The sequence below is a fragment of the Methanomassiliicoccales archaeon genome (assembly GCA_013415695.1).
Taxonomy (GTDB): domain Archaea; phylum Thermoplasmatota; class Thermoplasmata; order Methanomassiliicoccales; family JAAEEP01; genus JAAEEP01.
The window spans coordinates 87,651-110,547 of the sequence record JAAEEP010000002.1 but is presented as its reverse complement, the minus strand read 5'-3'; the positions used below and the strand labels follow the sequence as shown (position 1 = coordinate 110,547).

Sequence of the window (22,897 nt, the reverse complement as noted above, 5' to 3'; positions counted from 1 at the left end):
GATTAAATATGATTCGTGTCGCTGTTGCAGGAGCCAGCGGTAAGCTGGGAAGCATGGTCTCCAGTCTTATCCAGTCGCATCCAGGAATGGAACTGGTTGCGGCAATAGTTTCTCCTGAGAACCCTGACCTCGGTAACGAGTTATTTCCGGGAGTAACAACAATCAGCCCTGCTGATCTGGAATCTGCGCTTCATGGAATTGATGTGTATGTGGATCTGACATCGCCCTCGGCGGCAAACCAGAACCTTCCTCGGATCCCCAGCACTGGGGTGAACTCCGTGATTGGCACCACCAGCATATCACTAGAGGTCATGGAAGAATTTGCAATGGGCGTGAAGGAGAACGGCCTTTCGGCAGTTGTCTCCCCCAACTTCTCGGTGGGGGTCAATGTTTTCTGGAAGACCTGCGAGAATCTTGCAAGTGTCCTGAAGGATTACGATGTTGAGATCATCGAGGTCCATCACAACAAGAAGAAGGACGCACCATCTGGCACAGCGATCAGGGCAGCTGAGATAATCGCCAGCACGGTAGGAATCGATGATGTTGTACACGGAAGGCAGGGCGATGTTGGTGCTAGGAAGAGGGAAATTGGAATTCACGCGGTGAGGGCTGGAGATATTGTAGGGGAACACACCGTGATTTTCGCTGGCAAGAAGGAGCGAATTGAGTTGACCCATCGAGCGCATTCAAGGGAGGCATTCGCCGAAGGATGCATAACTGCAATAGAATGGGTTTCGGGAAGAAAGGATGGCGTAGTCCATGGAATGGGCGAGGTGCTCGGGCTATGATCAAGGTGATGAAGTTTGGCGGGACCAGCATGGGATCGGTGGAGGCCCTTTCCAATGTGGTTTCAATCGTCAACAACGAGCCAAGCAAGAAGGTTATCGTTGTTTCGGCCATGTCTAAAGTGACCAATCTCCTCATCTCATGGATAGACTGCCAGCAGCCTCCAATAGGGGACATCTTGGACACGCTCTGCAACAGGCACATGGAGATCATGGAACCTCTGCTTTCTAATGAACTCGGTGAAGCCTACATACAAGATGTCAGGAAGCGGCTGGAGAAGCTGGCCGAACTTATGAAGCACTATAGTTTCAGACCATCGGCCGTGCTGGCCGATGCCATATCAAGTTGGGGTGAGCGCCTCTCTTCATTGTCCTTATTGTATGTCCTGAGGAGCGCCGGAGTCGATGCAGTTCGTCTGACATCGGAGGTAGCGGGCATTGTCGCCAAGGGCCCTCCAGGTATGGGGGCTTGCGATCTAGAGGCCACAAGCCCCAATCTGAAGAGGAGCATCCTTCCCCTCATTGAGGAGGGAAAGACCGTCGTCCTGACTGGATTCTATGGTATCGATGATAAGGGCAGGCCACTGACCCTGGGAAGAGGTGGGTCTGACTACTCCGCTGCCGTAGTTGCCTACGGATTGGATGCCGACTGCTTAGAGATCTGGACCGATGTCGATGGTTTCATGACGGCCGATCCCAGGCTTGTGGAGGATGCGGAGACTATTGAGGAGATGAACTACACCGAAGCGGCCGAGCTCGCATACTTCGGGGCGAAGGTGCTCCACGCCCGCACAATGGAGCCAGCCAGGCAAAAGAGCATAGAGATCAAAGTGAGGAACACATTCAACTCAAGAGGGAAGGGTACGACCATCCACCGCCTTAGGGGACCCGGTAAGGGTCTCTTGAGAAGCGTGGCTTTAAAACCCAACCTGTCCATAGTCAAGATATACTCATCGGAGATCGTCTACGATCCGCAGCTGGTCTGCAAGATCATAAGTTCGATCTCTGGGAGCGGCGTTAACACCTACGCCATATCCACATCACTTTCCACCCTTGCGGTGGTCATCCATTCCTCAGCGGTGGGAGAGGCACTGGCAAGCCTCAACGCACTGGAGGAGAGTCAGATTGAGAGGATCAAAGTGAAGGACAATGTATGCCTGGTTTGTGCCGTCGGAGATAACATGATAGATATCCCAGGTGTCGCGGCCAGAATATTCGATGCAGTGGAGCACGCAGGGGCAAATTTGGAGATGATCTCGGAAGGTGCTTCAGATGTCGCCCTGAACTTCGTGGTACCGAGCTACGCCGCTCCATCGGTAATAAGAAAGCTCCACAGCATGTTTATCGGTGATTGATCATGCGCAACTTTGAGAGTGTTGACAATAATATGATGATAGGAAAACTGTCCGCAGTGGAGGTCGCGGAGCGATTTGGCACACCACTCTACGTCACGGAAGAAAATGCCGTGAGGGAGAATTTCAGGACGATAAATGAGGCTTTCAATAGGCACATGCCAACTCGCATCCACTATGCCTGCAAGGCCAACTCCAATCTCGCGATTCTCAGAGTACTTGAGCAGGAGGGCAGCTTCATCGATGCCGTGTCAATGGGAGAGGTTGACATTAGTATCCGGGCGGGGTTCTCTCCCAATCGAATTCTCTTCACAGGAGTATCGGTTCCCAATAAGGATCTGAAAGCCCTGGTTGCCAGGGAGATTCTCATCAACATCGACTCAATCTCGGAGATGAGAAGGCTGGCCAGGCTAGTGACGGATATCCCAGTGTCCTTGAGGATAAACCCGGCAGTTGGTTCTGGTCATCACGAGAAGGTGGTCACCGGGGCCAAGGGAACGAAATTCGGGATACCCAAGGACCAGGTCATTACGGCATACAGGGAAGCCAGAGAGTTAGGCTTGAAACCCGTGGGAATTCACGCCCACACTGGATCAGGTGGTCTCGACACCCAGCCATTCTTAGATGTCACCCATGTACTGGTAGCGTTCGCCAACGAGATCGAGGAGGAGCTAGGTATATCACTCGAGTTCCTGGATATTGGGGGCGGAATTGGCATCCCATACCGTCCAGAGGAAAGGAAACTGGATCTTGATTCCCTCGCGGAGGAGATGACATCCATTGTGAAGGAAAACTCCTCCATTCCCACATTCGCACTGGAGCCAGGCAGATTCATCGTGGCAGACTCCACCGTGCTTCTCACGAGAGTGAACGACATCAAATATACCGGGGAGAAGAACTTCCTGGGAGTGGATGCCGGATTCAACACTCTCATTAGGCCTGCATTCTACGGTTCATATCACCACGCTGCGATCGCAAATAAGTTCTCACTCCCTGGGGAGATCAACTACGATATTGTAGGTCCGATATGCGAGACGGGTGATTACCTAGCCAAGGATCGCCTTCTTCCAAAAGCGGAGGAAGGTGATCTGATCGCGATTTATGATGTTGGAGCATACGGCTTCGTGATGAGCTCCCAGTACAACTCCCGCCCCAGATGCAGGGAGGTTCTGGTCGAGGGGGAGCACGCAAGCCTCATCAGGGAGGCGGAGAGTTTGGACGACATTTTGAAACATCAAAGGATTCCTTCGAGGTTGATGCTGTGAAATTCTGGAAATATCAAGGTTTGGGCAACGATTTCATTCTACTGGAGGACTGGGATGATAGTTCTCCAAAGGACGAGAAATTCGTCACCAGGCTATGCGACCGCCATTTTGGAATAGGTGCGGATGGCATCCTCTATCTCCAGCAGAGTGACAAAGCAGATTGCCGCATGCAGATTATGAACTCTGATGGCAGCGAGGCCGAGATGTGCGGCAACGGAATCAGATGTCTTGCCAAGCATTATTTCGACTACAAGGAGAAGAAGGAAAGGATCACGGTTGAAACCCTCGCGGGTATCATGACCCTGGACCTGAAGATCGAGAGCGGGGAGGCAAATGAGGTGACTGTCAACATGGGACCTCCTAGACTGAAGTGCAAGGAGATACCCATGGATTGCAGGGACCTCCCCACCGACGAGAAAGGAAGGTTCATCGAATCGAACATCCTAGTCGATGGAAGGGCCATAAAGGGGACTGCTGTTTCGATGGGCAATCCACACTTCATCACCTTCGAACCTTTCAAAGATGAGGAGATAGACAAGCTGGGACCGCGAATGGAAAGACATGGCTTATTTCCTCGGAGAACCAACGTTGAATTCGCGTCCTTTGACGATGATGGTTTGAAAGCCAGAGTCTTCGAGCGCGGAGTTGGCTGGACGCTCGCCTGCGGTACCGGGGCATGCGCCACCGTTGTGGCGGCTGTGCTGACCGGCAGATTGCCTTATGACATAGAGAACCGGATCAGGCTCACTGGGGGCGAACTTTGGGTCCGGCTACCAAAAGATCTCTCAGCAGCTTATATGAGAGGGCCAGCCTACCGGGTCTTCAAAGGAGAGATCGAGGACTGGTAAGCATGAGTTTCGAATTCGCATCGAGATTGAGAGCCCTCCCACCGTACCTGTTCGCAGAGATGGAAGAGCAGGCCGCCAAGAAGAGGGCTCAGGGGGTCGACCTTATAGATTTTGGAATAGGCGATCCTGACATCCCCACCCCCAAGAAGATCGTTGACATATTGAGGGAAGAGGTGACAAAACCCGAGAACCACACCTACCCCTCAAGCCAGGGTGAGAAAGGCACTCGGGTGGCAATAACCGAGTGGTACTCTAAGAGATTCGGTGTGGAAATAGATCCCGATAGGCAGGTGTGCGTGCTTCTTGGAAGCAAGGAGGGTCTGGCCAATATCTGCCGTGCCTTCGTGAACGCAGGGGAGAAGGTGATCGTGCCCGATCCATCTTACCCGGTCTATGCGCAGGGAGGCGCCCTTCTTACCGACGCAGTACCGGTCAAGACACCTCTCAGGGAGGAGAATGGTTTCATTATGGAAATCTCCGAGCTCCCCCGGGACGCCAAGATGCTCTATATGAACTATCCCAATAACCCAACGGGGGCCATTGCCACCGATTCGTTCCTCAGGGAGACTTTGGAATGGTGTGATGAGAACCGGACCATCCTGTGCTACGATAACGCCTACTCCGAGATAACCTTTGACGGCTACACGGCCCCTAGCATTCTGGAGTTCGGGGATAATGCCATCGAGTTCGGCTCGGTGAGCAAGACATTCAATATGACCGGGTACCGCCTGGGTTATGCGGTTGGATCCCCTGACCTGATATCCGGTCTTAAGAAGGTAAAGTCCCAGATAGACTCAGGAGCCCCCAAGTTCATCCAGAGGGCTGCTGTGAAGGCTCTTGCGGAATACCAGGGCAGGGAGATCCCACCAATGGTGAAGAGGAACTGCGACATCTATATGGAGAGGAGGGACGTGATGGTAAAGGGGCTCAGAAAATTGGGCTTTGACGCCCCTGATCCAAAGGCTACATTCTACCTCTGGTTGAACGTTGGAGGCGACTCCATGGAGTTCACAAAGAAGATGCTGGACGTTGGCGTGGTCGTGACTCCAGGTATAGGTTTCGGAGCGCACGGAGAGGGATTCGTCAGGCTTGCCCTTACTCGATCAGTCGAAAGGGTGAGGGAAGCGTTGGAAAGGATGGAAGAGGTACTTTGATCAGCGCTTAGCGGCCTTGAGCGCCTCAACGACAGGCAGTGGCTTTCCCCTCAGATAGGTTTCCAAGGCACCACCGCCTGTGCTGACATAGGAGAATCCATCGGCCAACCCCAATTTGTTCACCATCCCCACAGTATGCCCTCCACCCACCATGGAAAAGGCGTTGGATGCGACGGCAGCCCTCATGAGCTCCTCCGTTCCATGGGCGAATTCTTTGCGTTCGATCATGCCCGCAGGACCGGAAATGAAGATGGTATTCGCGGCTTTCAGGACCTTGCAGAACTTAATTATCGACCTCTCACCTATGTCTAGGATAGGATAGTCCGAGGGAAGGTCTCCTACCATGACGTTGACGCGCCTTCCATCCTCGTCCACTGCCACGTCGAAAGGAAGAATCATTCTGTTTCCCCTCTTCCTCAGAAGGGACTTCGCATCCTCAAGCAGCTCCGGTGTCATCTCCTCCAAGAGGAATTCCTCGGTCTTGGGGCCCAGATTGATTCCCCAGGCTTTGAGGAAGAAGTTGGCGCATGCTCCGGTTACGATGACCCAGCTTGCCTTCTCGGTTCCGATCAGACGGTCGATGACCTCGATGGCATCGGAGTACTTTGCGCCCCCGAGGACGAAGACTGATGGTCTTCTTGGTTCGTCGAAAACGCTCGCAAGCGCATCCAGCTCCCGCTCCAACAGCCTTCCCGCTGCGGAAGGCAGCTTTGCCTGGAACCCTACGAGAGAGCATTGAGGCCTGTGAGAGGCTGCAAAAGCATCATTTACATAAAGGTCGGCCATGGGAGCCAGTTTTTGCACCAGTTCCGATTCTCCGTGCTCCTCCATGCTGGCCTTCTTCATTTCGCATTCTAATGCCCTGACATTCCCAAGCAGGATCGCCTCCCCCTTTCTAAGGCTCTTGATGGCGTTCTCCGCCTCTTCGCCAAGAACATCATCCACATACCTGACTTCCCTCCCAAGGCAGGAGGAAAGCGATTTGGAATGCCTCTCCAGGGAAGTGAAATCCCAACTCCCGGGACGGCCCTGGTGGGCCAATATGACCACCTTTGCCCCCCTGTCTAGGAGTTCTCTCAGGGTGGGTACTATCATCCTTACCCTGTTTTCATCGACTATCTCAAGACGATCCTTGTCCAAGGGAAGATTGATGTCCACCCTGAGTATGACCGTCTTACCGCTAACATCGAAGTCGTCAAGAGTGTTGAAATCCTTCATCCCCTTCCACCTCAGATATAGGAAAGAAAGTCAACAAGCCGGTTGGCGTATCCCCACTCGTTGTCGTACCAGCATAAGACTTTCACTAGATTACCCTTTTCCTTGGAAACAAGCGTGCTGGGTGCATCAACGATAGACGACCTTGGGTCTCCCACAATATCAACGGAAACCAATGGTTCCTCAGAGTAACCCAGGAACCCTTTCATCACACCCTCCGACGCATCCTTAAGCGCGGAGTTGACCTTCTCCCGATCTGCTTCCTCAGCTACCCAAACCGTGAGGTCGGTTATCGATCCATCAGGCACGGGAACTCTCAACGCCAATCCGTTCAGTTTGCCCTTCAGCTCCGGAAGCACCAGAGAGACCGCTCTCGCCGCTCCAGTTGTCGTCGGTACGATTGACAGGGGGGCAGCCCTGGCCCTTCGGAGATCGGTGTGGGGGAAGTCCAGAAGCCTCTGATCCCCGGTGTACGCGTGTACCGTAGTCATCAGCCCAGCCATGATGTGAAAGCGGTCGTTGAGCACTTTTGCCGGAAGCGCCACACTGTTGGTGGTGCAAGATGCCATTGATATTATCCTGTGCTCATCTCTGTGGTAAGCCTCCTGGTTCGCGCCCAACACAACGGTGACATCTGGATTCTTGGCCGGAGCTGAGATGATCACCTTGTCAGCACCTGCATCCAGATGCATCTGGCTGCTCTTTCTATCCGTGAAGAAACCGGTTGACTCGATCACCACATCCGCCCCAAGCTTCTCCCAGGGAAGCCTGGAAGGATCCTTCTCGCTAATGAACGATATCAATCTATCATCGACCGATACTCCTCCATCGGTAGCCTTGATATCATTGCTAAGATTTCCATGGACCGAGTCGTGTTTCAGTAGATATGCTAGTGTGGAGGCTGCGGCCAGGTCGTTCACCGCAACCACTTCATACTTCGACCCGTACTCGCGACGGAACATCGCCGCCCTCAAGAAAGACCTGCCGATCCTCCCGAATCCGTTGATGGCGATCTTTAGCATACTATCGATATTGCACGTCCTCAGGAGCTAAAAAATCCTTCTGCGCTTCACTTCCCGATTCCCATGCTGCGATCTGTCTTCCTGATGGACTTGATCGGATCCTCCTCGAGCTTCATCATCGACCGTATGCAATCAATGATCTCCGGGACAACGTCGCTCTCCTGGTGGACTGCCTGGTAGTAATACAGCGTCTTATCCTCCACCTTGATACCATCTGACCAGACGATTATCTCCATGAAGTCCCCTCTGGGCCTATTGAGGTCCCTGGCCAACTCCATGATCTGAGCCGAGGACTTGATCCCGTGCTTTCCGCTGACGAACTTGATCCTTGGCACGTTATCCCATACTGACAACACGTCCGTCTCGTTCGTCTTTCGCTTTAGATCGGCCGTGATGCAGTGGATATGCATCATGGTTGTCGGCGTCTTGACGGCCATGGTGTGAATATTGAGCCAAGGCAGGATCGTCTGTACATCTGGCCCGTGATGAGTGGGTAGCTTCAATGAGGGTTCAACCGCGTTCAGAGGTGCGCCCTTCCTGTCGCCGGGATCGGCCCCCCTCCTGACCAATGATGCGAAGACCCTCTCCACCCCGAAAACACGGTCCAATGGGTAAAGGGTCCTGATCAGTCCGGTTGTATTGCAGGAGACCACCCTTGAGTACCTTGCCCCCCAAGACTCGTGGTAGTTGGCAAAAGAGTTGAAGGAAACGCCTGCGAGGGAATGTTCCTCACCGCCCTGGAATATGGCTTTCACCCCGGATTGGTCATAGAGCTCCTTCCAGGTTGCTCCAACCCCGCCTGGGGTGCAGTCCACGATGATATCGGCTTTTTCCGACAGCTCCTTGAGGGTCCCGGTCACCGGGATTTCCTCCTTCTCGAAAACCTCAATGTCCTCCGCATTGGTGACATAGAGAGGCAGACCCTGTTTGACTGCCAATCTGGCCTCGTAAGATGGTCTCCGTTTGGTGACCCCCACGATCTCCATGTCATCCTGATTCATGATGGCGTAGGCGGTCCTCTTGCCGATGGTACCATATCCGTTGATGCCGACCCTGACCTTCATCCTGATACCTCCGTCATAGGGGATATGGGTTTGTCATTATTTTCCTTGCGGTCCCCTACCGCTCGGAATTGAGAAGGCATACGGTATATTTCAGGGCATCCCTCAATCATTCTATGTCCCAGTAATCCTTCTGGATTGAAACGACCCGCTCGATGTTGGGAAGACCACACAACTCGTTATCCATGTTCTGATAGTACTTCATCCTGGCGGGAACTCCCTGACACATGGCTACCAGACCACCGATCACCTCCGCGGTCGAATCAAGGTGATAACCTCCCTCCAACACGAATGTGGCGCCATAATCCGCTGGTATTGTCATCAGCCTCTTGCACAGCTCGAGGTATCCGGGTGATGACAGTGATAGGGATGCTAGTGGGTCCATGTAATGGGCGTCTACGCCAATATCGATGATGACCATCTGGGGTTTGAACTGCTCAACAACGGGTTTCACGATTCGATCAAAGGCCATCATGAAGGATGCATCCCCCGCCCCTCCGTCGAACGGGATGTTCACTGTGAACCCTTCACCAGCACCCTCACCCACTTCCTCAGCTGCTCCCGTACCCGGGTATATGCCGTACTGGTGAGTCGAGATGTAGAGAACGTCATCATCATCCCAGAAGATGCTCTGCGTGCCATTGCCATGATGAACGTCGATATCAACGATGGCTGCTCTTATTCCCAGCTTCTTGACGGCGATGGCGGCGTTGTTGAAATAGCAGAATCCGCCCAGAAAATCGGCCCCTGCATGATGGCCAGGGGGCCTTACCAGAGCGACCGACGGTGTTTCCTCCTCTTTCGCCCTACGGGCAGCCTCGATGGTTCCTCCTGCGGCTAAAAGGGCAATCCCATAGGTCTCCTCGTGGACGAAGGTGTCTGGATCAAGATAGCATTCTCTTGAATTGGCCACACTGGACACCAGCCTATCTGTATGGACCAGCAGGAGATCCTCCTTGGTCGCTGGTTGTGGAAACACGACGTTGTTCCATACCCATAGCTCCATCATCTTGTCCACCGCCCTTACCAGCCTTAATGGAGATTCCGGATGACTCTCCCACTGCTGATGGTCGAGAAATCGTGGATGGAAGATGATGCTCATTCATGGGTAGAAGGTGAGGACCAATCGAAATAACTTTCCATGGAATCATTATCTAATAACATGGGAAAAGATCGAATTCTTCAAGTTCGACAATTTGAGGAAATGTTATATACGATGGGTAAGATTTCGAGAATCGTGTCTAAGCAACCCATTCTGAGGGAAACGCCCATCATTGCTGTTATTCGCAGAGTGGGGATTATCATTAGATAGAGGACATCCCTTTTCTGGATGTCCTCAAGGAATTGTTGGTTTGCGGAGTGGATACTCTATGAGAGGTAGTAAGGCGCTTCTAGAGCTTCTGGAACAACAAGGCGTCGATGTCATGTTCGGCATCCCAGGGGGCACCACCATGCCCATCTACGATGATCTCCTGGACTCGAACATACGCCACGTGCTGGTCCGACACGAGCAGTGTGCGGCCCACATGGCCGATGGGTACGCCAGGGCCACGGGAAGGATCGGGGTGTGTATGTCCACCTCAGGGCCTGGGGCAACCAACCTCGTTACGGGGGTTGCAACGGCCTTCGTCGATTCGTCACCAATATTGGCCATTACTGGCCAAGTCAGGACCCCTGTGATCGGCCACCAGGCCTTCCAGGAGGGGGACTCCTTCAGCCTCATGATGCCGGTTACAAAGCACAACTACAGGATCCTTGATCCTTGCGATCTTCCAGAAGCGGTCATCAGAGGGATGGCCATAGCCACCACGGGACGTTACGGACCCGTTCACATCGACCTCCCCATGGACGCCATGCTAGGAGAAGTGCCAGACGAACTCATGAGGATGAAGTACCCAGTAGACCCTCATCCCGAGGATCTTTCAGAACTGCCTCAGGCAATCAAGCTTCTGAAGAACGCTGAGCGCCCTCTCATCATGGTCGGTGGCGGATGTGTATGGGCAGGGGCACATCAGGAGATCGTGAAGCTGGCCGAGACACTAATGGCCCCAATAACAACCACGCTAATGGGAAAGAGCGTTGTTCCTGAGACTCACCCGCTGGCTCTGGGGTTGATAGGCATGCATGGAAGAGCGTGTCCAAGACGGGCTTACATGGAGTGCGATGTTCTCCTAGCCGTGGGCACAAGATTCTCAGACCGGAGCACGGGCAAGAACGACCTTCCGAGCGAGACGAAGATAGTGCACGTGGATATCGATCCCGGCGAGGCGGGAAAGAGCCCCCAGACAGAGGTCAGGCTTGTGGGAGATGCTAAGAAAGCTCTTAACGCGATAATTCAGGGTCTTGGAGCTTCCAGGGGCGATACGCCCTGGTCACAGAGGATTACGGAGATGAGGGAGTTCTGTGACTGTAACATAGACCTGGGGGAGATGCCTGTTAAACCCCAGAAGATCATGCATGAACTCAACGAACTCGTACCAGAGAATGCGATGGTCACCACGGAGGTCGGTCAGAACCAGATGTGGGCCGCTCATCTCTTCAGGGTCAAGAGCCCCAGACAGTTCATCTCATCCGGAGGGTTTGGGACCATGGGATTCGGCTTCCCAGCTGCGCTGGGTGTCAAGGTCGCATACCCGGACCGACCGGTGTTGGATATCGCTGGCGATGGCAGCATCCAGATGGTAATCCAGGAATTCGCCACCGCTGTTTCCGAGGACCTGCCAGTGATGGTCGTGGTAATGAACAATGGCTGGCTCGGCATGGTTAAGCAGTGGCAGAAGCTCTTCAAGGATAAGCGCTACTCAGGCACCGAGCTCAGGGATAACCCAGATTTCGTGAAGCTGGCAGAGGGGTACGGTGCCGAGGGGGTCAGAGTCGAAAGACCCTCTGAATTGAGAGAAGCGCTGGAAAGAGGGTTAAAATCCGACGTCCCGTTCATGGTTGATGTCATAACGGATCCAGAGGAAGATGTCCTCCCGATGGTACCCGCAGGAGCGGGAGCCGATCAGGTAATACAGGGGAGATGCAAATGGAAATCGTCCAAGTGGTAGGTAGGGATTCGCAGGGTCTGTGTCAGAGGGTGTTCATCGAGCTGGTGCGGCGAAAGATCATGGTCGAGACGGCCATCATAGGGAAGAAAGAGGGTAAGATGATCATGTTGCTGGGAATTACCAACCTTCCCGGAAAGGGGAAGACCCTCTACGCCTTGAAGGCTATACCAGACGTGCTTTCGGCAGAGTACCTGAACGAGCGAGTGGTCTGTAATTGGGAGGCGGTTCCCCAGAATGGGCATACCTTCGATATCATTAAGAGCGCTAAGGAGAAAGGCTCGCTGTCCTTCTAGGGGACCGCGGAATGCGAATATTCTTTATACGCATCTGTCTTTAGCGGAATAAGGTTCAATTTAAAGGTGAGAGTATGGTAAAAGTGTATCATGAGGCCGACGTTGACCTTTCGGTCCTGGACGGCAAGAAGATCGCAGTGATTGGTTATGGCAGCCAGGGCAGGGCCCAGTCCCTATGCCTCAGGGACAGTGGTTGCGATGTGGTTGTTGGCGTTAGGAAGGATGGAGCTTCCTGGAAGAAAGCCCAAGAGGAAGGAATGACCGTTGCCGAGATACCCGACGCGGTGAATGGCGCGGATATCGTAATGATCCTGGTTCCTGACGAGGTTCAGAAGATCGTGTACGATGAACAGATCGAACCCTACCTCAAGCCTGGTTGCACACTGGACTTCGCTCACGGATTCAGCATCATCTACAATCAGATTGTGCCTCCTGAGGGTGTGGACGTCATCATGATGGCCCCTAAGTCACCGGGAAAGAGAGAGAGGGAAGTCTTCCTTCAGGGATTCGGCGTTCCCGCGCTCATCGCGGTCGAGAGGGACGTATCTGGTCAAGCTAAGGAAGTGGCCCTGGCCATCGCGAAGGGGATCGGCGCCACCAAGCCCGGGGTGCTTGAGACAACATTCCACGAGGAGGTCACCTCCGATCTCTTCGGTGAGCAGGCTGTGCTGTGCGGCGGCGTTACCGGACTCATAATAGCTGGTTTCGAAGTGCTTGTCGAGAACGGATACCAGCCCGAGATCGCATACTTCGAGGTCCTCAACGAGCTGAAGCTCATCGTTGACCTCATCTACGCTGGAGGTCTTACCGGCATGTGGGACAACGTTTCCAATACCGCGGAGTTCGGTGGCCTGTCCCAGAGGGGCATGATCATCGATGAGAGGGTGAAGAAGGGCATGCAGGAGATGCTGGACAACATCCTTTCCGGCAAGTTCTCGGACGAGTGGATAGCGGACTGGAAGACCGGGATCAAGCGGATGAAGGGGATGTACCAGGAAGAGTACGACCGCCAGATCGAGGTAGTTGGCAGAGAGCTGCGCACACTCTTCGAGATGGGCGATCCGAAGGAGTAATCAACTCCCTCCTAAACCATTTACCTCTCAATCCTTATTCATATAGCCTATAATCATATTTTCAATGGAGGAGATGTCATGAAGAAAATGGTTATGAGGACTCCGGATCAGCTGTTCGAGATAGAGCTGAACGACTCGGATACCGCCAACGCCATATGGCTTGCTCTGCCATTCGAAGCGTACGTCAACGTCTGGGGAGAGGAGATCTACTTCGAGATACCCGTTGAGATGCCCATCGAGAACGGCAGGACCCGAATGAAGGTGGGAGAGGTGGCATTCTGGCCTAACGGGAACGCTCTCTGCTTCTTCTTCGGTCCCACGCCAGTCAGTGCCGACGGTGCCCCTACAGCCGTAAGCGATGTATCTCCCGTGGGAATGGTCATGGGAGATGCTAAAGTCCTGAAAAAAATAGGAGATAGGACCAGGGTCAGCCTGGTCAAAGGATGATCACTTCTTTCGAGATCTAGGGGTTCCCCACAAGCTCCATGCCATCGAACCCTATTGTGGGAACTATCCAGGATCCCTGGACCTTCTGATCATTGGCTATCCCAACAACTTTCTTGAGAGATTCGTAGAAGTTGCCAGTAAGCAGCGCGTGCTTCACCGTCTCGACGATCTCTCCTCTTTCCATGATGTGGGCACATCTGACTTCAAGACCGATCGCTCCGGTTATGGGATTCACCTGAGGCCAGGCGAACCTCTCGATAAGTACCGCCCTATCGAATGTGGATATGAGTTCATCCCTATCCTTGGATCCAGGCTGAACTACCATGTTGATAGGGGACACATGCACGGGTAACTGGTAGAGGCTCTGTGAATCTCGTTCAGTTCTCCTGAGCCCGTTCCCTGTGGATCTTACTCCAGCCATCGAGGCGTTGTATCCGTCGAACAGTATTGACTTCAATACCCCATCTTCAACGATGTTTCTCTTGCACGTTGGGGTACCCTCATCGTCGTGCGTAGTGCATAGGATGCCCCTGGGATCAGTGGGGTCGTCCACGATCGAGATGCTTGGGGAAGCTACTTCGTTTCCCATCTTCCCAACCCAGGCGCTCCTCATCCTGTTGACATTCTCCGAGTCGATGGAGAAACCGACCGAGGTCTTGAACATCTCAGCAAGGGAGGCTGCCTGAATGAAGACGGGGACTTCGCTCCTTCCTTTAAAGGTAACAGCCCTGGCGGAATTCATAGCTCCCTGGGCAAGAGAGGTCCCTATCGCAGAGGTGTCCATATCCAGTTTTGTCGAGAAGAACGACTCTTCCCCCTCGCCCGCAACACCGGATGATGTCATGGATGTGAAGTGGAGATAGACCATCGTGCTCCTGTGAGTAGTGCTCATACCGTTGGAGTTCCCTATCTCGGTCTCGATACTGGCAGTCCGGATAAGACCTCTTGGGATCTTGACATCGCCAACTCCAATGCAAGCGTCGACAATCTCTACCCCTTTCGATGATAGCTTCTTGGTGTCGAGGTTGGCAACCTCCTCATCCCACACATGAGGCCTACTGATCACGGCCTCACCGCCTAGGCCAAACCCCTGGAAGAAGGCATCGGGCTCTGAAACCCTGGCCGCTTTGATCGCTGAATCGGTACACACATCAACCTGCTCAGGTGAGGCTATAGTCGAGGAAGCCTCCCCCAGCTTCTTGCCATCAGCAACTCTTACCGAGATGCCAACATCGAACTTCTCCTCCAGGTTCTTCACCTTGGAATCCTCAATGTACAGAGAAAGAGTTCTGCTCTTAACGGTAAACACTTCTGCCTGCTCTGCTCCCTCTAAAAGTGCCTTCCTGAGAGCCTTTTCTACCACGTCATTGAGATACAATTCAACCACCACCAACCATGATCTTGGATCTGCAGTATGCTCCCCCTGTGGAGACCGGGGCCCAGTCCTCTATTCCCTTCCCGCAGGTTCCACCGTCAAGCTTGAAATCCTTCCCTACGGCATCCGTGGTCTTCAAAATCTCCAGCGCGTCCCCGGTGAGAGCGAAGGATCTGATCATTCCAGAGATCTTGCCTCTCTCAATCAGGTAGCCTCTTAGGGTCTGTGCCTCGAATCCGCCTCCCACCGGATCTTCCATCCCGCTTATGGTCTTGTCCGTGACCACGCCAAAATCTATATCCTCCACCATCTCCTCCAGCGTCCAGTCTCCAGGCTCGAAGTAGGTGTTGGTCATTCTAACCCAGACCCTCCTTGAATAATCCTCGGCGCGCCCGTTCCCGGTTGGAGCCTCGTTCATCATGGCCGCGGTCTCCAGCGAGTGCATGTACCCCTTGTATATTCCATTCTCTATCAGTACTGTACGAGATCCTCTGATTCCCTCGTCGTCATAGGGAATAGTCCCTCTTGCCCCTGGAACAGTACCGTCGTCCACCATGGTGATTAGATCTGAAGCCACCCTTTCTCCAACGACTCCGGTTAGGAAGGACCTGTTCTTTACCACTTCGTCCGCTTCCGCGGCGTGACCGATCACCTCGTGGGCCAGAGTTCCAGTAATTCCTGGATCGCTGATGCAGGTCAAGAGGCCCGAAGGGGGCTTCTTGGCCAATAGCATGGCTATGGCCTCCCTTGCGCATTTATCGCCGATCTCGTTCAGGTCCAGCTCTTTCACGAGCTCGTAACCCTTGGTTCCACCGTGGGCATCGTAGTAGAACTCGGTCCTGTCCCCGTCGGATGCGACGGTCATGGCAGTTACCCTTGTCCGGATCTCCTCCCACTCGAGGTCTGCTCCCATGGAATTGATGAGTATATTCCGCTTCAATCCCTCGTCGTACTCCGAATTGGTGTTCACTATCCTGGCCTCGATCCTCTGTGCCTTGTCGAGTTCCATCAGATCGGCCAGCTTCTCCTCTAGTGCTATATCTGCGGGATAGTACCTCACCTTGGCCTTCACCGTTCCGGTGTCGAACCTGTATTCGGGTAGTGGATCACCGGGAGCTGTTCCTCTATTAGCGTTCCTGGGAGCCTCCAGACATGCTTCGAGGAGCGATTCCTTGTCCAAGGAGACCGTGGAAGAGTATCCCCACGATCCTCCTATCCTGGAGCGGAAGCACACCCCGCTCATTGAATCGTTCTTGATGGACCGGACACCGCCATCCACCACCTTCACCGAAAGCATGCTTAGCTGCTGGAACCTGGCATCACAGAATTCTGCGCCGTTTTCGGTCATCCGTTCTAGCGCTTCATGAAGAATATCTCTCATCATATCACCATGAGCTCCTTGGAGGCGTTGGTGAGAACCTCGCAACCCTCCTTGGTGATCCTTACATCGTCCTCTATCCTGACTCCACCGAACCCTGGTATGTATATCCCTGGCTCTACGGTGAGGATCATGTTCTCCTGCAGCACGATGTCGGTTACGGGGCTCATGCTTCCACCGTCATGAACCGAGAGCCCCAACCCATGTCCCAGAGAGTGGATGAACCTCCCTTTGAACTCCGTGGAGTCTATCAGCTCGCGTGCCGCGGCATCCGCTTCCTTGGCTGGGATCCCGGCCCGAATCGTGGTAAGAGCCAGCTCGTTGGCATCCCTCACCAGCTCGTAGATCCTCTCCTGCTTTTCGCTGGCCTCCCGAGCGAAGAAGGTACGCGTGATGTCGGAACAGTACTTGCGATAGAGGGCTCCAAAATCGAATAGAGCGACCTCCCCCCTATTCAGAGGGCGGTCTCCTGCAAGGTAGTGGGGTTCCGCCGAGTTCTCACCGAACGCAGCGATCATATCAAAGCTTGGACCGCTGGCCCCGAGTCTCTGCATTCGGTACGAAATCTCGGCCCCGACCTCACTCTCGCGCATCCCTTCCTTGAGAAAATTGGGAATGTCATCAGCCACCCTAGAAGCGATCTGACAGGCCTTCCTGATGCGCTCAACCTCTTCCTCGTCCTTTATCATCCTGACCATCTCCACCGTCTTGCTTATATCCACCTCGGTGAAATCAGGCACGGTCTCCTTGAGCTTCTTGAGATTGCCATAGGTGAGAGCGGCACCGTTAATTCCGAGCGTCTTCACGCCATTCAGGGACTCTTTCAATAGCTCCGCCCTCTGCTCGGTGGTCTTGAAGGTCTTGATCTCTGCACTCACCCTCCGGGAGCTCGTCTCCTCCAGCTCACTGACTATCAGTTCCATTCTACCATCGGGCCAGATTATGGATGAACAGCCCTCGAAGATCCCTGACTCCGCCCCCGTGATGTAGAAGAATGAGAGATCGATATTGGGTTCGGTTGCGTTCATGAATATGACCGCATCTATCCCCTCACCCAACTGCTGGAAAATTCGCTCTACCCTGCTCTTCATCGGATCACTTAATCGATAAAGGCATTATCTCCAATATAACAGTAAGGAGCCTGTTCAGATTCCTATCCAAATGTTGGACGCGATCCGCTTGATGGCCGCCACCGCGGATAGTGCTGCGAGAAAGCTCGTGGATGGGGTCTTTGGAGAAGGAACATTCTTGGTCTCGGCTCTCAACTCACCGAATTCTCCCTTCACGATCACAGTATGTTGGTTGCTCTCAATATCTGGATCACATATTATCTTCACCCTGGTGTCGTCAAACCCTACACCAAGGAGGCTGAGCGTGCCCGATACGTTCATGTTCCTGGGAAAGGCAAGAGCAGCCTCTCTCGCCGTTCCCTCGAAGATTACACAGGGCTCAGCGAGAGACTCCATTGAAACACCTCTCTCCCTAAGCTTGGACTCTTCGCACATGCCCTTCCTGCCCTTCCTGGTAATGAGCGTGACCTCATCGATGCGACCTATCGATGCCGCTCGAAGACCATCCGTACCGCACACCGCTCCTGATGGGACGTAGAGTCTTGCGTTCTTCTCCTTGGAAAGATTGAAGCACCTCTCCCGGAGTTCATCATCCGCAAAGACCCCCACACTCATGACCATGGTATCGACTCCGCGCCCCAAGAAAAAGGGGGCGTAGTGTCTTGCCGCCGCCTGGCTGGCTGCCTCGACCACCAGGTCAAGTTCCTTGGCTAGATTGTTCATCGTTTCGTCGTCGTGCTCGACGTACTCCACGTTCCGAAGGATCCTTTGAAGGTGGACAGCGCACATGTGGCTTTGATCAGTGATGTACACCTTGTCGAACTCCTCCATCTCGTCAACGGCCCTTGCTATCTGAGTGCCGATGGAACCGCACCCAATTATCAGGATTCGCATTGTACCGAGAGAATATACAACGGCAATATAACACTATTGAAAATCAGAGTGTTCTAAGGGAGCTTTAAAGCGTAGATTACCTGGAAAATTCGAATTTCGAACCGCTGCACAACAATTTTTATCCTGTCATGCAATCCAAGAACGATGAGATTCGAGCTTCTTGACCACACCGCCGACATTCTGGTTAGAGCATACGGAAACACGCTTGAGGAATGCTTCGCCAACGCCGCACTGGCTATGTTCGATCAGATAGTAGATGTCTCTACTATCCAGCCAATTGGAGAGGTGGAGGTGAAGATCGAGGGCGACGAGAAGGAAGAGCTTCTGTTCGACCTTCTTTCCGAGCTCTTATACCTCCATGATGTTGAACATGTGGTGCTCTCCTCCTTCGACGTCTCCTTCTCGGAGGAAGGCCTTAGCTGCCTGGCCAAGGGAGAGGAGCTCGATCTGAAGAAGCACAGACCAAAGACCGAGATCAAGGCAGTGACATACCACATGCTTAATGTCGACAAGGACACGCCTTCGGTGACCGTGCTGTTCGACATATGAGGTGAACCATGAAGTCCAGCGCCACCGCGCACCCCATACAGGGACTGATAAAATATCATGGCCTGAAAGACGAGGTCCTCAGGCTGCCCTATCATGATTCCATTTCCGTCTGCACTGCCCCCCTCTGCACCCGGACCACGGTGGATTTTGGGAGATGGCCCGATTGCGCGGAAATTGACGGAAAATCGGCGGGCGAGAGAGAATTGGAGAGGATACTCGCAGTTGTGGAGCCCATAAGGGAGATGGCTGGCATCGATAAGGGGATGAGGATGGCATCCATCAACGACTTTCCCTCGAACATCGGACTGGGCGCAAGCTCCTCTGGGTTCGCTGCCCTCGCCCTCGCCTGCTCGGACGCGTTGGGCCTTGATCTCACCCTGGAAGAGATCTCAAGATTCGCAAGGAGAGGAGCGGGCTCCGCCTCCCGGGCTGTGACCGGGGGATTCTCCCGATGGTACGCCGGCCATGACGATGAGAGTTCCTTTTCGCGAAGGATATCTTCTCCTGCAGATTCGCACATGGCCATGCTGGTGGCGGTGGTCCCAGCGATGAAGTTCACGGACACCGCCCACCGCGAGGTCACCAGCTCGCCCTTCTTCAAGGCACGCCTGGAGTACATGCCCTCCGTGCTGGACGAGATGGAACAGGCTATCGGCAGGGGCGATGTGAATGGCATCGGAGAACTGGCCGAAAGGGACACGCTGCTCCTCCACGGAATTACCATGACTGGTGATGAGAGGCTCATTCTCTGGAGACCCGACACCCTGAGGGTGATATTGGAGGTCAAGAGGATGTTCGAAGAGGGGGTCAAGTGCTACTTCTCAATTGACACTGGTGCCACGGTCTACATCAACACGAGAACTCACGATCTCGAAGAGGTCAGGTCCAGGATCGGATCACTTGGAATCAAGACGCTGGCCTGCACGGTTGGTGGAGAGGCCGCGCTGACCGATGATCACCTTTTCTGATCGTGATGATAAAATGGCCAAACCTCTCCTCTATCGAGTTCCTCAATCTCCTTTTCTAGCCTCTCCCGCTGATCGGGCCTGAAGTGAGCGGCCTCCTTGAGAGCCGAGACCACCCAGTAAGTGATGCCCTCCAACGAGTGATCGGTGATCGACAGGTAGCACCGGAGGAATTGGTCGCAAAGTGCATACTTTTCCTCGATGAACATGGGATCGGTGTTGAGTATATGGGCACAGACCTCGCCCAGGTCCTCTAACGGGTCCCCCTCATGGGCCAGCTCAAAGTCCAGTCCCGCCACACCTCGCTCGGTCAGGATGAAGTTCTGGAGCTTTGCATCAGACTTGACGAGGGTTACCTCCTCATCTCCAAGGTTTCCATGAAAGTCGGCCAGCCACCTGGCGATCATCCTGGGATAGACCGGGTCCAGTGTCTCGTTGACCAGGTCACAGAGGTTGGGACCCTTTAGATAATCCATGACGATGAACCCCTCACCCATGAGGAGGGGCTTGGGGGCCAGGACTCCCCTGGACTGGCATGAAAGTAGGATGGTTTGCTCTCTTTCCCACCTATCGTTCTCGAAGACCTTGAGGACCAGCTCCCTATCGGGGGTCTTGATCAAGTAAACGGCATTCTTCCTGCTGGTCAATCTTAAGACCTCGAGGACGGGAGCATTCAGGGGCATCTCTGAGACGTGCGTGACATCGATTCCCCTTCCCAGGAGATCAGTCATGGTCTTCTCCAGCGTGTTCATATGCCTCAGCTCATAGATGGTACTCGATCGGTATGCTCACAAGCATTGTCCATAGTGACAGCAGCACGGTGGTCAATATGATGATCATGGTAATCGCTGTATCGGTACCCGTGAATTTCAGAGTCCTGACGAAGGTCCTCTTCTTGTGAAGCCCGAATCCCCTTCCCTCCATGGATATGGAGAGGGCATCAACCTTGGACATACCGGAGACCAAGAGTGGGAGGAAGGTGAGCTTGATGGTGCGCATCAGGGTCCTGGGTCTCACCGCCGTATCCATACCCCTGGCGATCTGGGCCCTCCTCACCACGTTGAACTCGCTGCCGAACAAGGGGAGGAAGCGGAGCGTCGTGATCAAAGTGAAGCCGTAGCGGTATGGAAGGCCGATCTGCATGAGCGCATAGGCGAAGTCGTTGGGATGGGTGGTGGCGACGAACAGGAAGGAAGATGCGATTATGCACAGGAAACGGCACGCGATCACGACACCTCTCTCCACCCCAAGAGTTGTCACTGGCACAAAAGGTCCTACACCCGGGGCCAGCTCAGGTATCAGCCAGAAGAGGATCCGCCCGTTATCCACGAAGATCACCTGAAGCAGGAACAGGACGATCGTGAACATTATGATGAACCTGGCCCTCCTTGCGAAGACCCTTAAGGGTATCTTGGCCAACTTGATGAGAAGCAATATGATGACAAGGAACAGGAGGGAGAAGAAAAGGTTGGCCAGAACGAGGACGAGTATGCAGAAACATACGAGAAAGACTAACTTGGTGATGGGATGAAGTCTATGAATTATGGAATCTTCCTTGCGGAATGCCATCTCAGGGACGAGGGCCATTGGGTAACACCTCCGGAACGTACTCTATCTCGCCCATCTCCCTCAGGATGTGGAAGGCTCTCGAGGTTGGCTCATCTACGACGATCTTCCCGTCTCTTAGGAAGACAAGCCGGTCGCAGTACATCTCCGCTATTTCCGGCTCGTGGAGGACCATAATTGCCCCTCCACCATTTCGAGCGAAGTCGTCGGTAAGGGACATTAGCTGATTCAGGTTGTTCAGATCCTGCCCGATGAATGGTTCGTCCATCAGAAGAAGTTTGGGCATGTAGATGAATATGGAAGCAAGGTTCAGCCTCCGCTTCTCACCATAGCTGAGACCGTATGGGTGCCTCTCCACATACTGACCTATGTTGCAGCTTTCCAGCAGTTTCCTGGACCTCTCGACCGACTCCGTGGCATCCATGCCGAAATTCTCGGTAGCGAACAGGACCTCCTTGATCACGGTGGACTCGAATATTTGGTGGTTGGGGTTCTGGAAGATGAAGCCGATCGTCTTGGCCCGGTCCTTCATGCTCATCCTGTTGGCATCCTTCCCGTCGAGAATGATCTTTCCTGACTTGGGCTGTTCAAGTCCAAGGATGTTGAGGAGGAGCGTGCTCTTTCCAGAGCCGTTGTCCCCCATTAACCCGACCTTCTCTCCTTTCCTTATGGAGAGATCCACGCCGTTTAGCACCTTCTTCCCCTCGGGGTAAGCCATGTGGAGACCCTCGATCCTCAATATCTCACCGTCGTGACCGTTCTCCTCCCTTGGAGGCCTGGAGATCCAATCTTGGCCCGGCAGCCTGACCCCCACGCTCTGGAGAATGGATCGATGTTCCTTCAGCTGATCTGAGGGAGTGTCCACCAGAATCCTTCCCTGGTCCATCACGACCACCCTGGATGACAGGGGCAGTATCTGCCGTAGCTTGTGCTCCACCACCACGATTGTCATGTCGGTCCTGCGCTGGAGTTCGGTGATGATAGAGAATATCTGGGCACTGCCCTTTGGATCCAGCTGGGAAGTCGGTTCGTCGAAGATTATTGCCTTGGGCTCCAGCGCAAGGATTGAAGCGATCGCCAGCCTCTGCTTCTCCCCACCGCTAAGATTGGTGGTCTCTCGGCCTATAAGGTGCTTCGCACCCACCACATCCAAGGCCCACTCCACCTTATCGTTGATCTCGCCTTCGGACATGAGGAAATTCTCGGGTCCAAACGCCACCTCATCCATGACGCTCAGGGTGCAGAGCTGTGCCTCGGGATCCTGCTGCACGATGCCGATCCATCTGGATAGCTGGTAGACAGAATGATCTCGTACGTCCTGCCTACCAAGATGAATGGTGCCTTGGAAGTCGTCCCCCTCCTGTGGAAGGAAACCGCACATCAGCAGGCACAGCGTCGACTTGCCACAACCTGAGGGGCCGGTGAGGGTGATGAACTCACTGGTACCGATCCTGAGATTTATGTCCTTCAGAACCGGTTCGCTGGAGCCCGAGAACTTGAAGGAAACATCCCTAATATCGATTATGTGCAACCAC

Annotated in this window: 22 protein-coding genes; 11 read left to right on the top strand and 11 right to left on the bottom strand. The window is 53.8% G+C overall.

Annotated features, from left to right (window positions below):
- The first annotated feature begins 8 nt into the window (after positions 1-8).
- Genes GKC03_01615 through GKC03_01595 form a run of 5 tightly spaced genes read left to right on the top strand, consistent with a single transcriptional unit; the run spans position 9 to position 5,404 of the window.
- A complete protein-coding gene (locus tag GKC03_01615; GenBank protein NYT11232.1) occupies positions 9-788 on the top strand; it encodes a 4-hydroxy-tetrahydrodipicolinate reductase in 780 nt (259 codons plus the stop codon).
- Positions 785-2,140, top strand: a complete 1,356-nt coding sequence (locus GKC03_01610; GenBank protein ID NYT11231.1) for an aspartate kinase — start codon at positions 785-787, stop codon at positions 2,138-2,140. The genes GKC03_01615 and GKC03_01610 overlap by 4 nt, the downstream gene beginning before the upstream one ends.
- A 2-nt stretch (positions 2,141-2,142) precedes the next feature.
- Entirely contained in the window at positions 2,143-3,402 is a 1,260-nt protein-coding gene (lysA, locus tag GKC03_01605; protein ID NYT11230.1) for a diaminopimelate decarboxylase, read from the top strand.
- Complete coding sequence (locus GKC03_01600; protein NYT11229.1) at positions 3,294-4,250, top strand: diaminopimelate epimerase; 957 nt, start codon at positions 3,294-3,296, stop codon at positions 4,248-4,250. Before lysA ends, GKC03_01600 begins: the two co-directional genes overlap by 109 nt.
- A gap of 2 nt (positions 4,251-4,252) precedes the next feature.
- Positions 4,253-5,404: an aminotransferase class I/II-fold pyridoxal phosphate-dependent enzyme gene (locus GKC03_01595; GenBank protein ID NYT11228.1), complete on the top strand. Its 1,152-nt coding sequence runs from the start codon at positions 4,253-4,255 to the stop codon at positions 5,402-5,404.
- On the opposite strand, the gene GKC03_01590 is transcribed toward GKC03_01595, so the two are convergent.
- The 4 genes from GKC03_01590 to GKC03_01575 form a co-directional block, all read right to left on the bottom strand.
- Positions 5,405-6,622, bottom strand: coding sequence for a phosphoglycerate kinase (locus tag GKC03_01590; GenBank protein ID NYT11227.1), 1,218 nt, complete (start codon positions 6,620-6,622; stop codon positions 5,405-5,407). It abuts the gene before it with no gap.
- Between the two features lie 11 nt (positions 6,623-6,633).
- Positions 6,634-7,641: a type I glyceraldehyde-3-phosphate dehydrogenase gene (gene gap / locus GKC03_01585; GenBank protein NYT11226.1), complete on the bottom strand. Its 1,008-nt coding sequence runs from the start codon at positions 7,639-7,641 to the stop codon at positions 6,634-6,636.
- 47 nt (positions 7,642-7,688) lie between these two features.
- A complete protein-coding gene (locus tag GKC03_01580) occupies positions 7,689-8,705 on the bottom strand; it encodes a type II glyceraldehyde-3-phosphate dehydrogenase (GenBank protein NYT11225.1) in 1,017 nt (338 codons plus the stop codon).
- A 106-nt stretch (positions 8,706-8,811) separates the two neighbouring features.
- Positions 8,812-9,804: a histone deacetylase gene (locus tag GKC03_01575; protein ID NYT11224.1), complete on the bottom strand. Its 993-nt coding sequence runs from the start codon at positions 9,802-9,804 to the stop codon at positions 8,812-8,814.
- A gap of 268 nt (positions 9,805-10,072) precedes the next feature.
- Here GKC03_01575 and ilvB point away from each other — a divergent pair, with 268 nt between their 5' ends.
- From ilvB to GKC03_01555, 4 genes are all read left to right on the top strand, one after another.
- A complete protein-coding gene (gene ilvB, locus GKC03_01570; GenBank protein NYT11223.1) occupies positions 10,073-11,752 on the top strand; it encodes a biosynthetic-type acetolactate synthase large subunit in 1,680 nt (559 codons plus the stop codon).
- Positions 11,731-12,045: a hypothetical protein gene (locus GKC03_01565; GenBank protein NYT11222.1), complete on the top strand. Its 315-nt coding sequence runs from the start codon at positions 11,731-11,733 to the stop codon at positions 12,043-12,045. The genes ilvB and GKC03_01565 overlap by 22 nt, the downstream gene beginning before the upstream one ends.
- 74 nt (positions 12,046-12,119) lie before the next feature.
- The gene (gene ilvC, locus GKC03_01560; GenBank protein NYT11221.1) at positions 12,120-13,118 is read left to right on the top strand and encodes a ketol-acid reductoisomerase; all 999 of its coding nucleotides are present in this window, start codon (positions 12,120-12,122) and stop codon (positions 13,116-13,118) included.
- Positions 13,119-13,196: 78 nt separating this feature from the next.
- Positions 13,197-13,565 carry a hypothetical protein gene (locus tag GKC03_01555; GenBank protein NYT11220.1) on the top strand — a complete coding sequence of 123 codons (369 nt, stop codon included), beginning with the start codon at positions 13,197-13,199 and terminating at the stop codon, positions 13,563-13,565.
- Between the two features lie 16 nt (positions 13,566-13,581).
- Here GKC03_01555 and GKC03_01550 read toward each other — a convergent pair whose 3' ends face one another.
- The 4 genes from GKC03_01550 to nadX are packed head-to-tail and all read right to left on the bottom strand — an operon-like array spanning position 13,582 to position 18,282.
- The gene (locus tag GKC03_01550; protein ID NYT11219.1) at positions 13,582-14,943 is read right to left on the bottom strand and encodes a TldD/PmbA family protein; all 1,362 of its coding nucleotides are present in this window, start codon (positions 14,941-14,943) and stop codon (positions 13,582-13,584) included.
- Position 14,944: 1 nt separating this feature from the next.
- The gene (locus GKC03_01545) at positions 14,945-16,321 is read right to left on the bottom strand and encodes a TldD/PmbA family protein (protein NYT11218.1); all 1,377 of its coding nucleotides are present in this window, start codon (positions 16,319-16,321) and stop codon (positions 14,945-14,947) included.
- Positions 16,321-17,409: an aminopeptidase P family protein gene (locus GKC03_01540; protein NYT11217.1), complete on the bottom strand. Its 1,089-nt coding sequence runs from the start codon at positions 17,407-17,409 to the stop codon at positions 16,321-16,323. The genes GKC03_01545 and GKC03_01540 overlap by 1 nt, the downstream gene beginning before the upstream one ends.
- Before the next feature lie 54 nt (positions 17,410-17,463).
- Positions 17,464-18,282, bottom strand: a complete 819-nt coding sequence (nadX, locus tag GKC03_01535) for an aspartate dehydrogenase (GenBank protein ID NYT11216.1) — start codon at positions 18,280-18,282, stop codon at positions 17,464-17,466.
- Between the two features lie 144 nt (positions 18,283-18,426).
- On the opposite strand from nadX, the gene GKC03_01530 reads away from it, so the two are divergent.
- Positions 18,427-18,831 (top strand): archease, encoded by a 405-nt coding sequence (locus GKC03_01530; protein ID NYT11215.1) that lies wholly within the window; start codon positions 18,427-18,429, stop codon positions 18,829-18,831.
- Between the two features lie 8 nt (positions 18,832-18,839).
- Positions 18,840-19,799 carry a diphosphomevalonate decarboxylase gene (gene mvaD / locus GKC03_01525; protein ID NYT11214.1) on the top strand — a complete coding sequence of 320 codons (960 nt, stop codon included), beginning with the start codon at positions 18,840-18,842 and terminating at the stop codon, positions 19,797-19,799.
- Here mvaD and GKC03_01520 read toward each other — a convergent pair.
- The 3 genes from GKC03_01520 to GKC03_01510 are packed head-to-tail and all read right to left on the bottom strand — an operon-like array spanning position 19,787 to position 22,893.
- The gene (locus GKC03_01520; GenBank protein NYT11213.1) at positions 19,787-20,548 is read right to left on the bottom strand and encodes a hypothetical protein; all 762 of its coding nucleotides are present in this window, start codon (positions 20,546-20,548) and stop codon (positions 19,787-19,789) included. The two genes, mvaD and GKC03_01520, sit on opposite strands and share 13 nt — an antisense overlap.
- A 10-nt stretch (positions 20,549-20,558) precedes the next feature.
- Positions 20,559-21,383 (bottom strand): energy-coupling factor transporter transmembrane protein EcfT, encoded by an 825-nt coding sequence (locus GKC03_01515; protein NYT11212.1) that lies wholly within the window; start codon positions 21,381-21,383, stop codon positions 20,559-20,561.
- The gene (locus GKC03_01510; GenBank protein NYT11211.1) at positions 21,367-22,893 is read right to left on the bottom strand and encodes an energy-coupling factor ABC transporter ATP-binding protein; all 1,527 of its coding nucleotides are present in this window, start codon (positions 22,891-22,893) and stop codon (positions 21,367-21,369) included. The genes GKC03_01515 and GKC03_01510 overlap by 17 nt, the downstream gene beginning before the upstream one ends.
- Positions 22,894-22,897: the final 4 nt, after the last annotated feature.

Coding starts and splice junctions, on each gene's coding strand:
- gap (NYT11226.1), bottom strand. CDS start 7,641: ATGCTAAAGATCGCCATCAACGGATTCGGGAGGATCGGCAGGTCTTTC.
- GKC03_01615 (NYT11232.1), top strand. CDS start 9: ATGATTCGTGTCGCTGTTGCAGGAGCCAGCGGTAAGCTGGGAAGCATG.
- GKC03_01540 (NYT11217.1), bottom strand. CDS start 17,409: ATGAAGAGCAGGGTAGAGCGAATTTTCCAGCAGTTGGGTGAGGGGATA.
- ilvC (NYT11221.1), top strand. CDS start 12,120: ATGGTAAAAGTGTATCATGAGGCCGACGTTGACCTTTCGGTCCTGGAC.
- GKC03_01565 (NYT11222.1), top strand. CDS start 11,731: ATGGAAATCGTCCAAGTGGTAGGTAGGGATTCGCAGGGTCTGTGTCAG.
- GKC03_01580 (NYT11225.1), bottom strand. CDS start 8,705: ATGAAGGTCAGGGTCGGCATCAACGGATATGGTACCATCGGCAAGAGG.
- mvaD (NYT11214.1), top strand. CDS start 18,840: ATGAAGTCCAGCGCCACCGCGCACCCCATACAGGGACTGATAAAATAT.
- GKC03_01595 (NYT11228.1), top strand. CDS start 4,253: ATGAGTTTCGAATTCGCATCGAGATTGAGAGCCCTCCCACCGTACCTG.
- ilvB (NYT11223.1), top strand. CDS start 10,073: ATGAGAGGTAGTAAGGCGCTTCTAGAGCTTCTGGAACAACAAGGCGTC.
- GKC03_01555 (NYT11220.1), top strand. CDS start 13,197: ATGAAGAAAATGGTTATGAGGACTCCGGATCAGCTGTTCGAGATAGAG.
- GKC03_01600 (NYT11229.1), top strand. CDS start 3,294: ATGCAGGGAGGTTCTGGTCGAGGGGGAGCACGCAAGCCTCATCAGGGA.
- GKC03_01515 (NYT11212.1), bottom strand. CDS start 21,383: ATGGCCCTCGTCCCTGAGATGGCATTCCGCAAGGAAGATTCCATAATT.
- GKC03_01545 (NYT11218.1), bottom strand. CDS start 16,321: ATGAGAGATATTCTTCATGAAGCGCTAGAACGGATGACCGAAAACGGC.
- nadX (NYT11216.1), bottom strand. CDS start 18,282: ATGCGAATCCTGATAATTGGGTGCGGTTCCATCGGCACTCAGATAGCA.
- GKC03_01575 (NYT11224.1), bottom strand. CDS start 9,804: ATGAGCATCATCTTCCATCCACGATTTCTCGACCATCAGCAGTGGGAG.
- GKC03_01530 (NYT11215.1), top strand. CDS start 18,427: ATGAGATTCGAGCTTCTTGACCACACCGCCGACATTCTGGTTAGAGCA.
- GKC03_01610 (NYT11231.1), top strand. CDS start 785: ATGATCAAGGTGATGAAGTTTGGCGGGACCAGCATGGGATCGGTGGAG.
- GKC03_01520 (NYT11213.1), bottom strand. CDS start 20,548: ATGAACACGCTGGAGAAGACCATGACTGATCTCCTGGGAAGGGGAATC.
- lysA (NYT11230.1), top strand. CDS start 2,143: ATGCGCAACTTTGAGAGTGTTGACAATAATATGATGATAGGAAAACTG.
- GKC03_01590 (NYT11227.1), bottom strand. CDS start 6,622: ATGAAGGATTTCAACACTCTTGACGACTTCGATGTTAGCGGTAAGACG.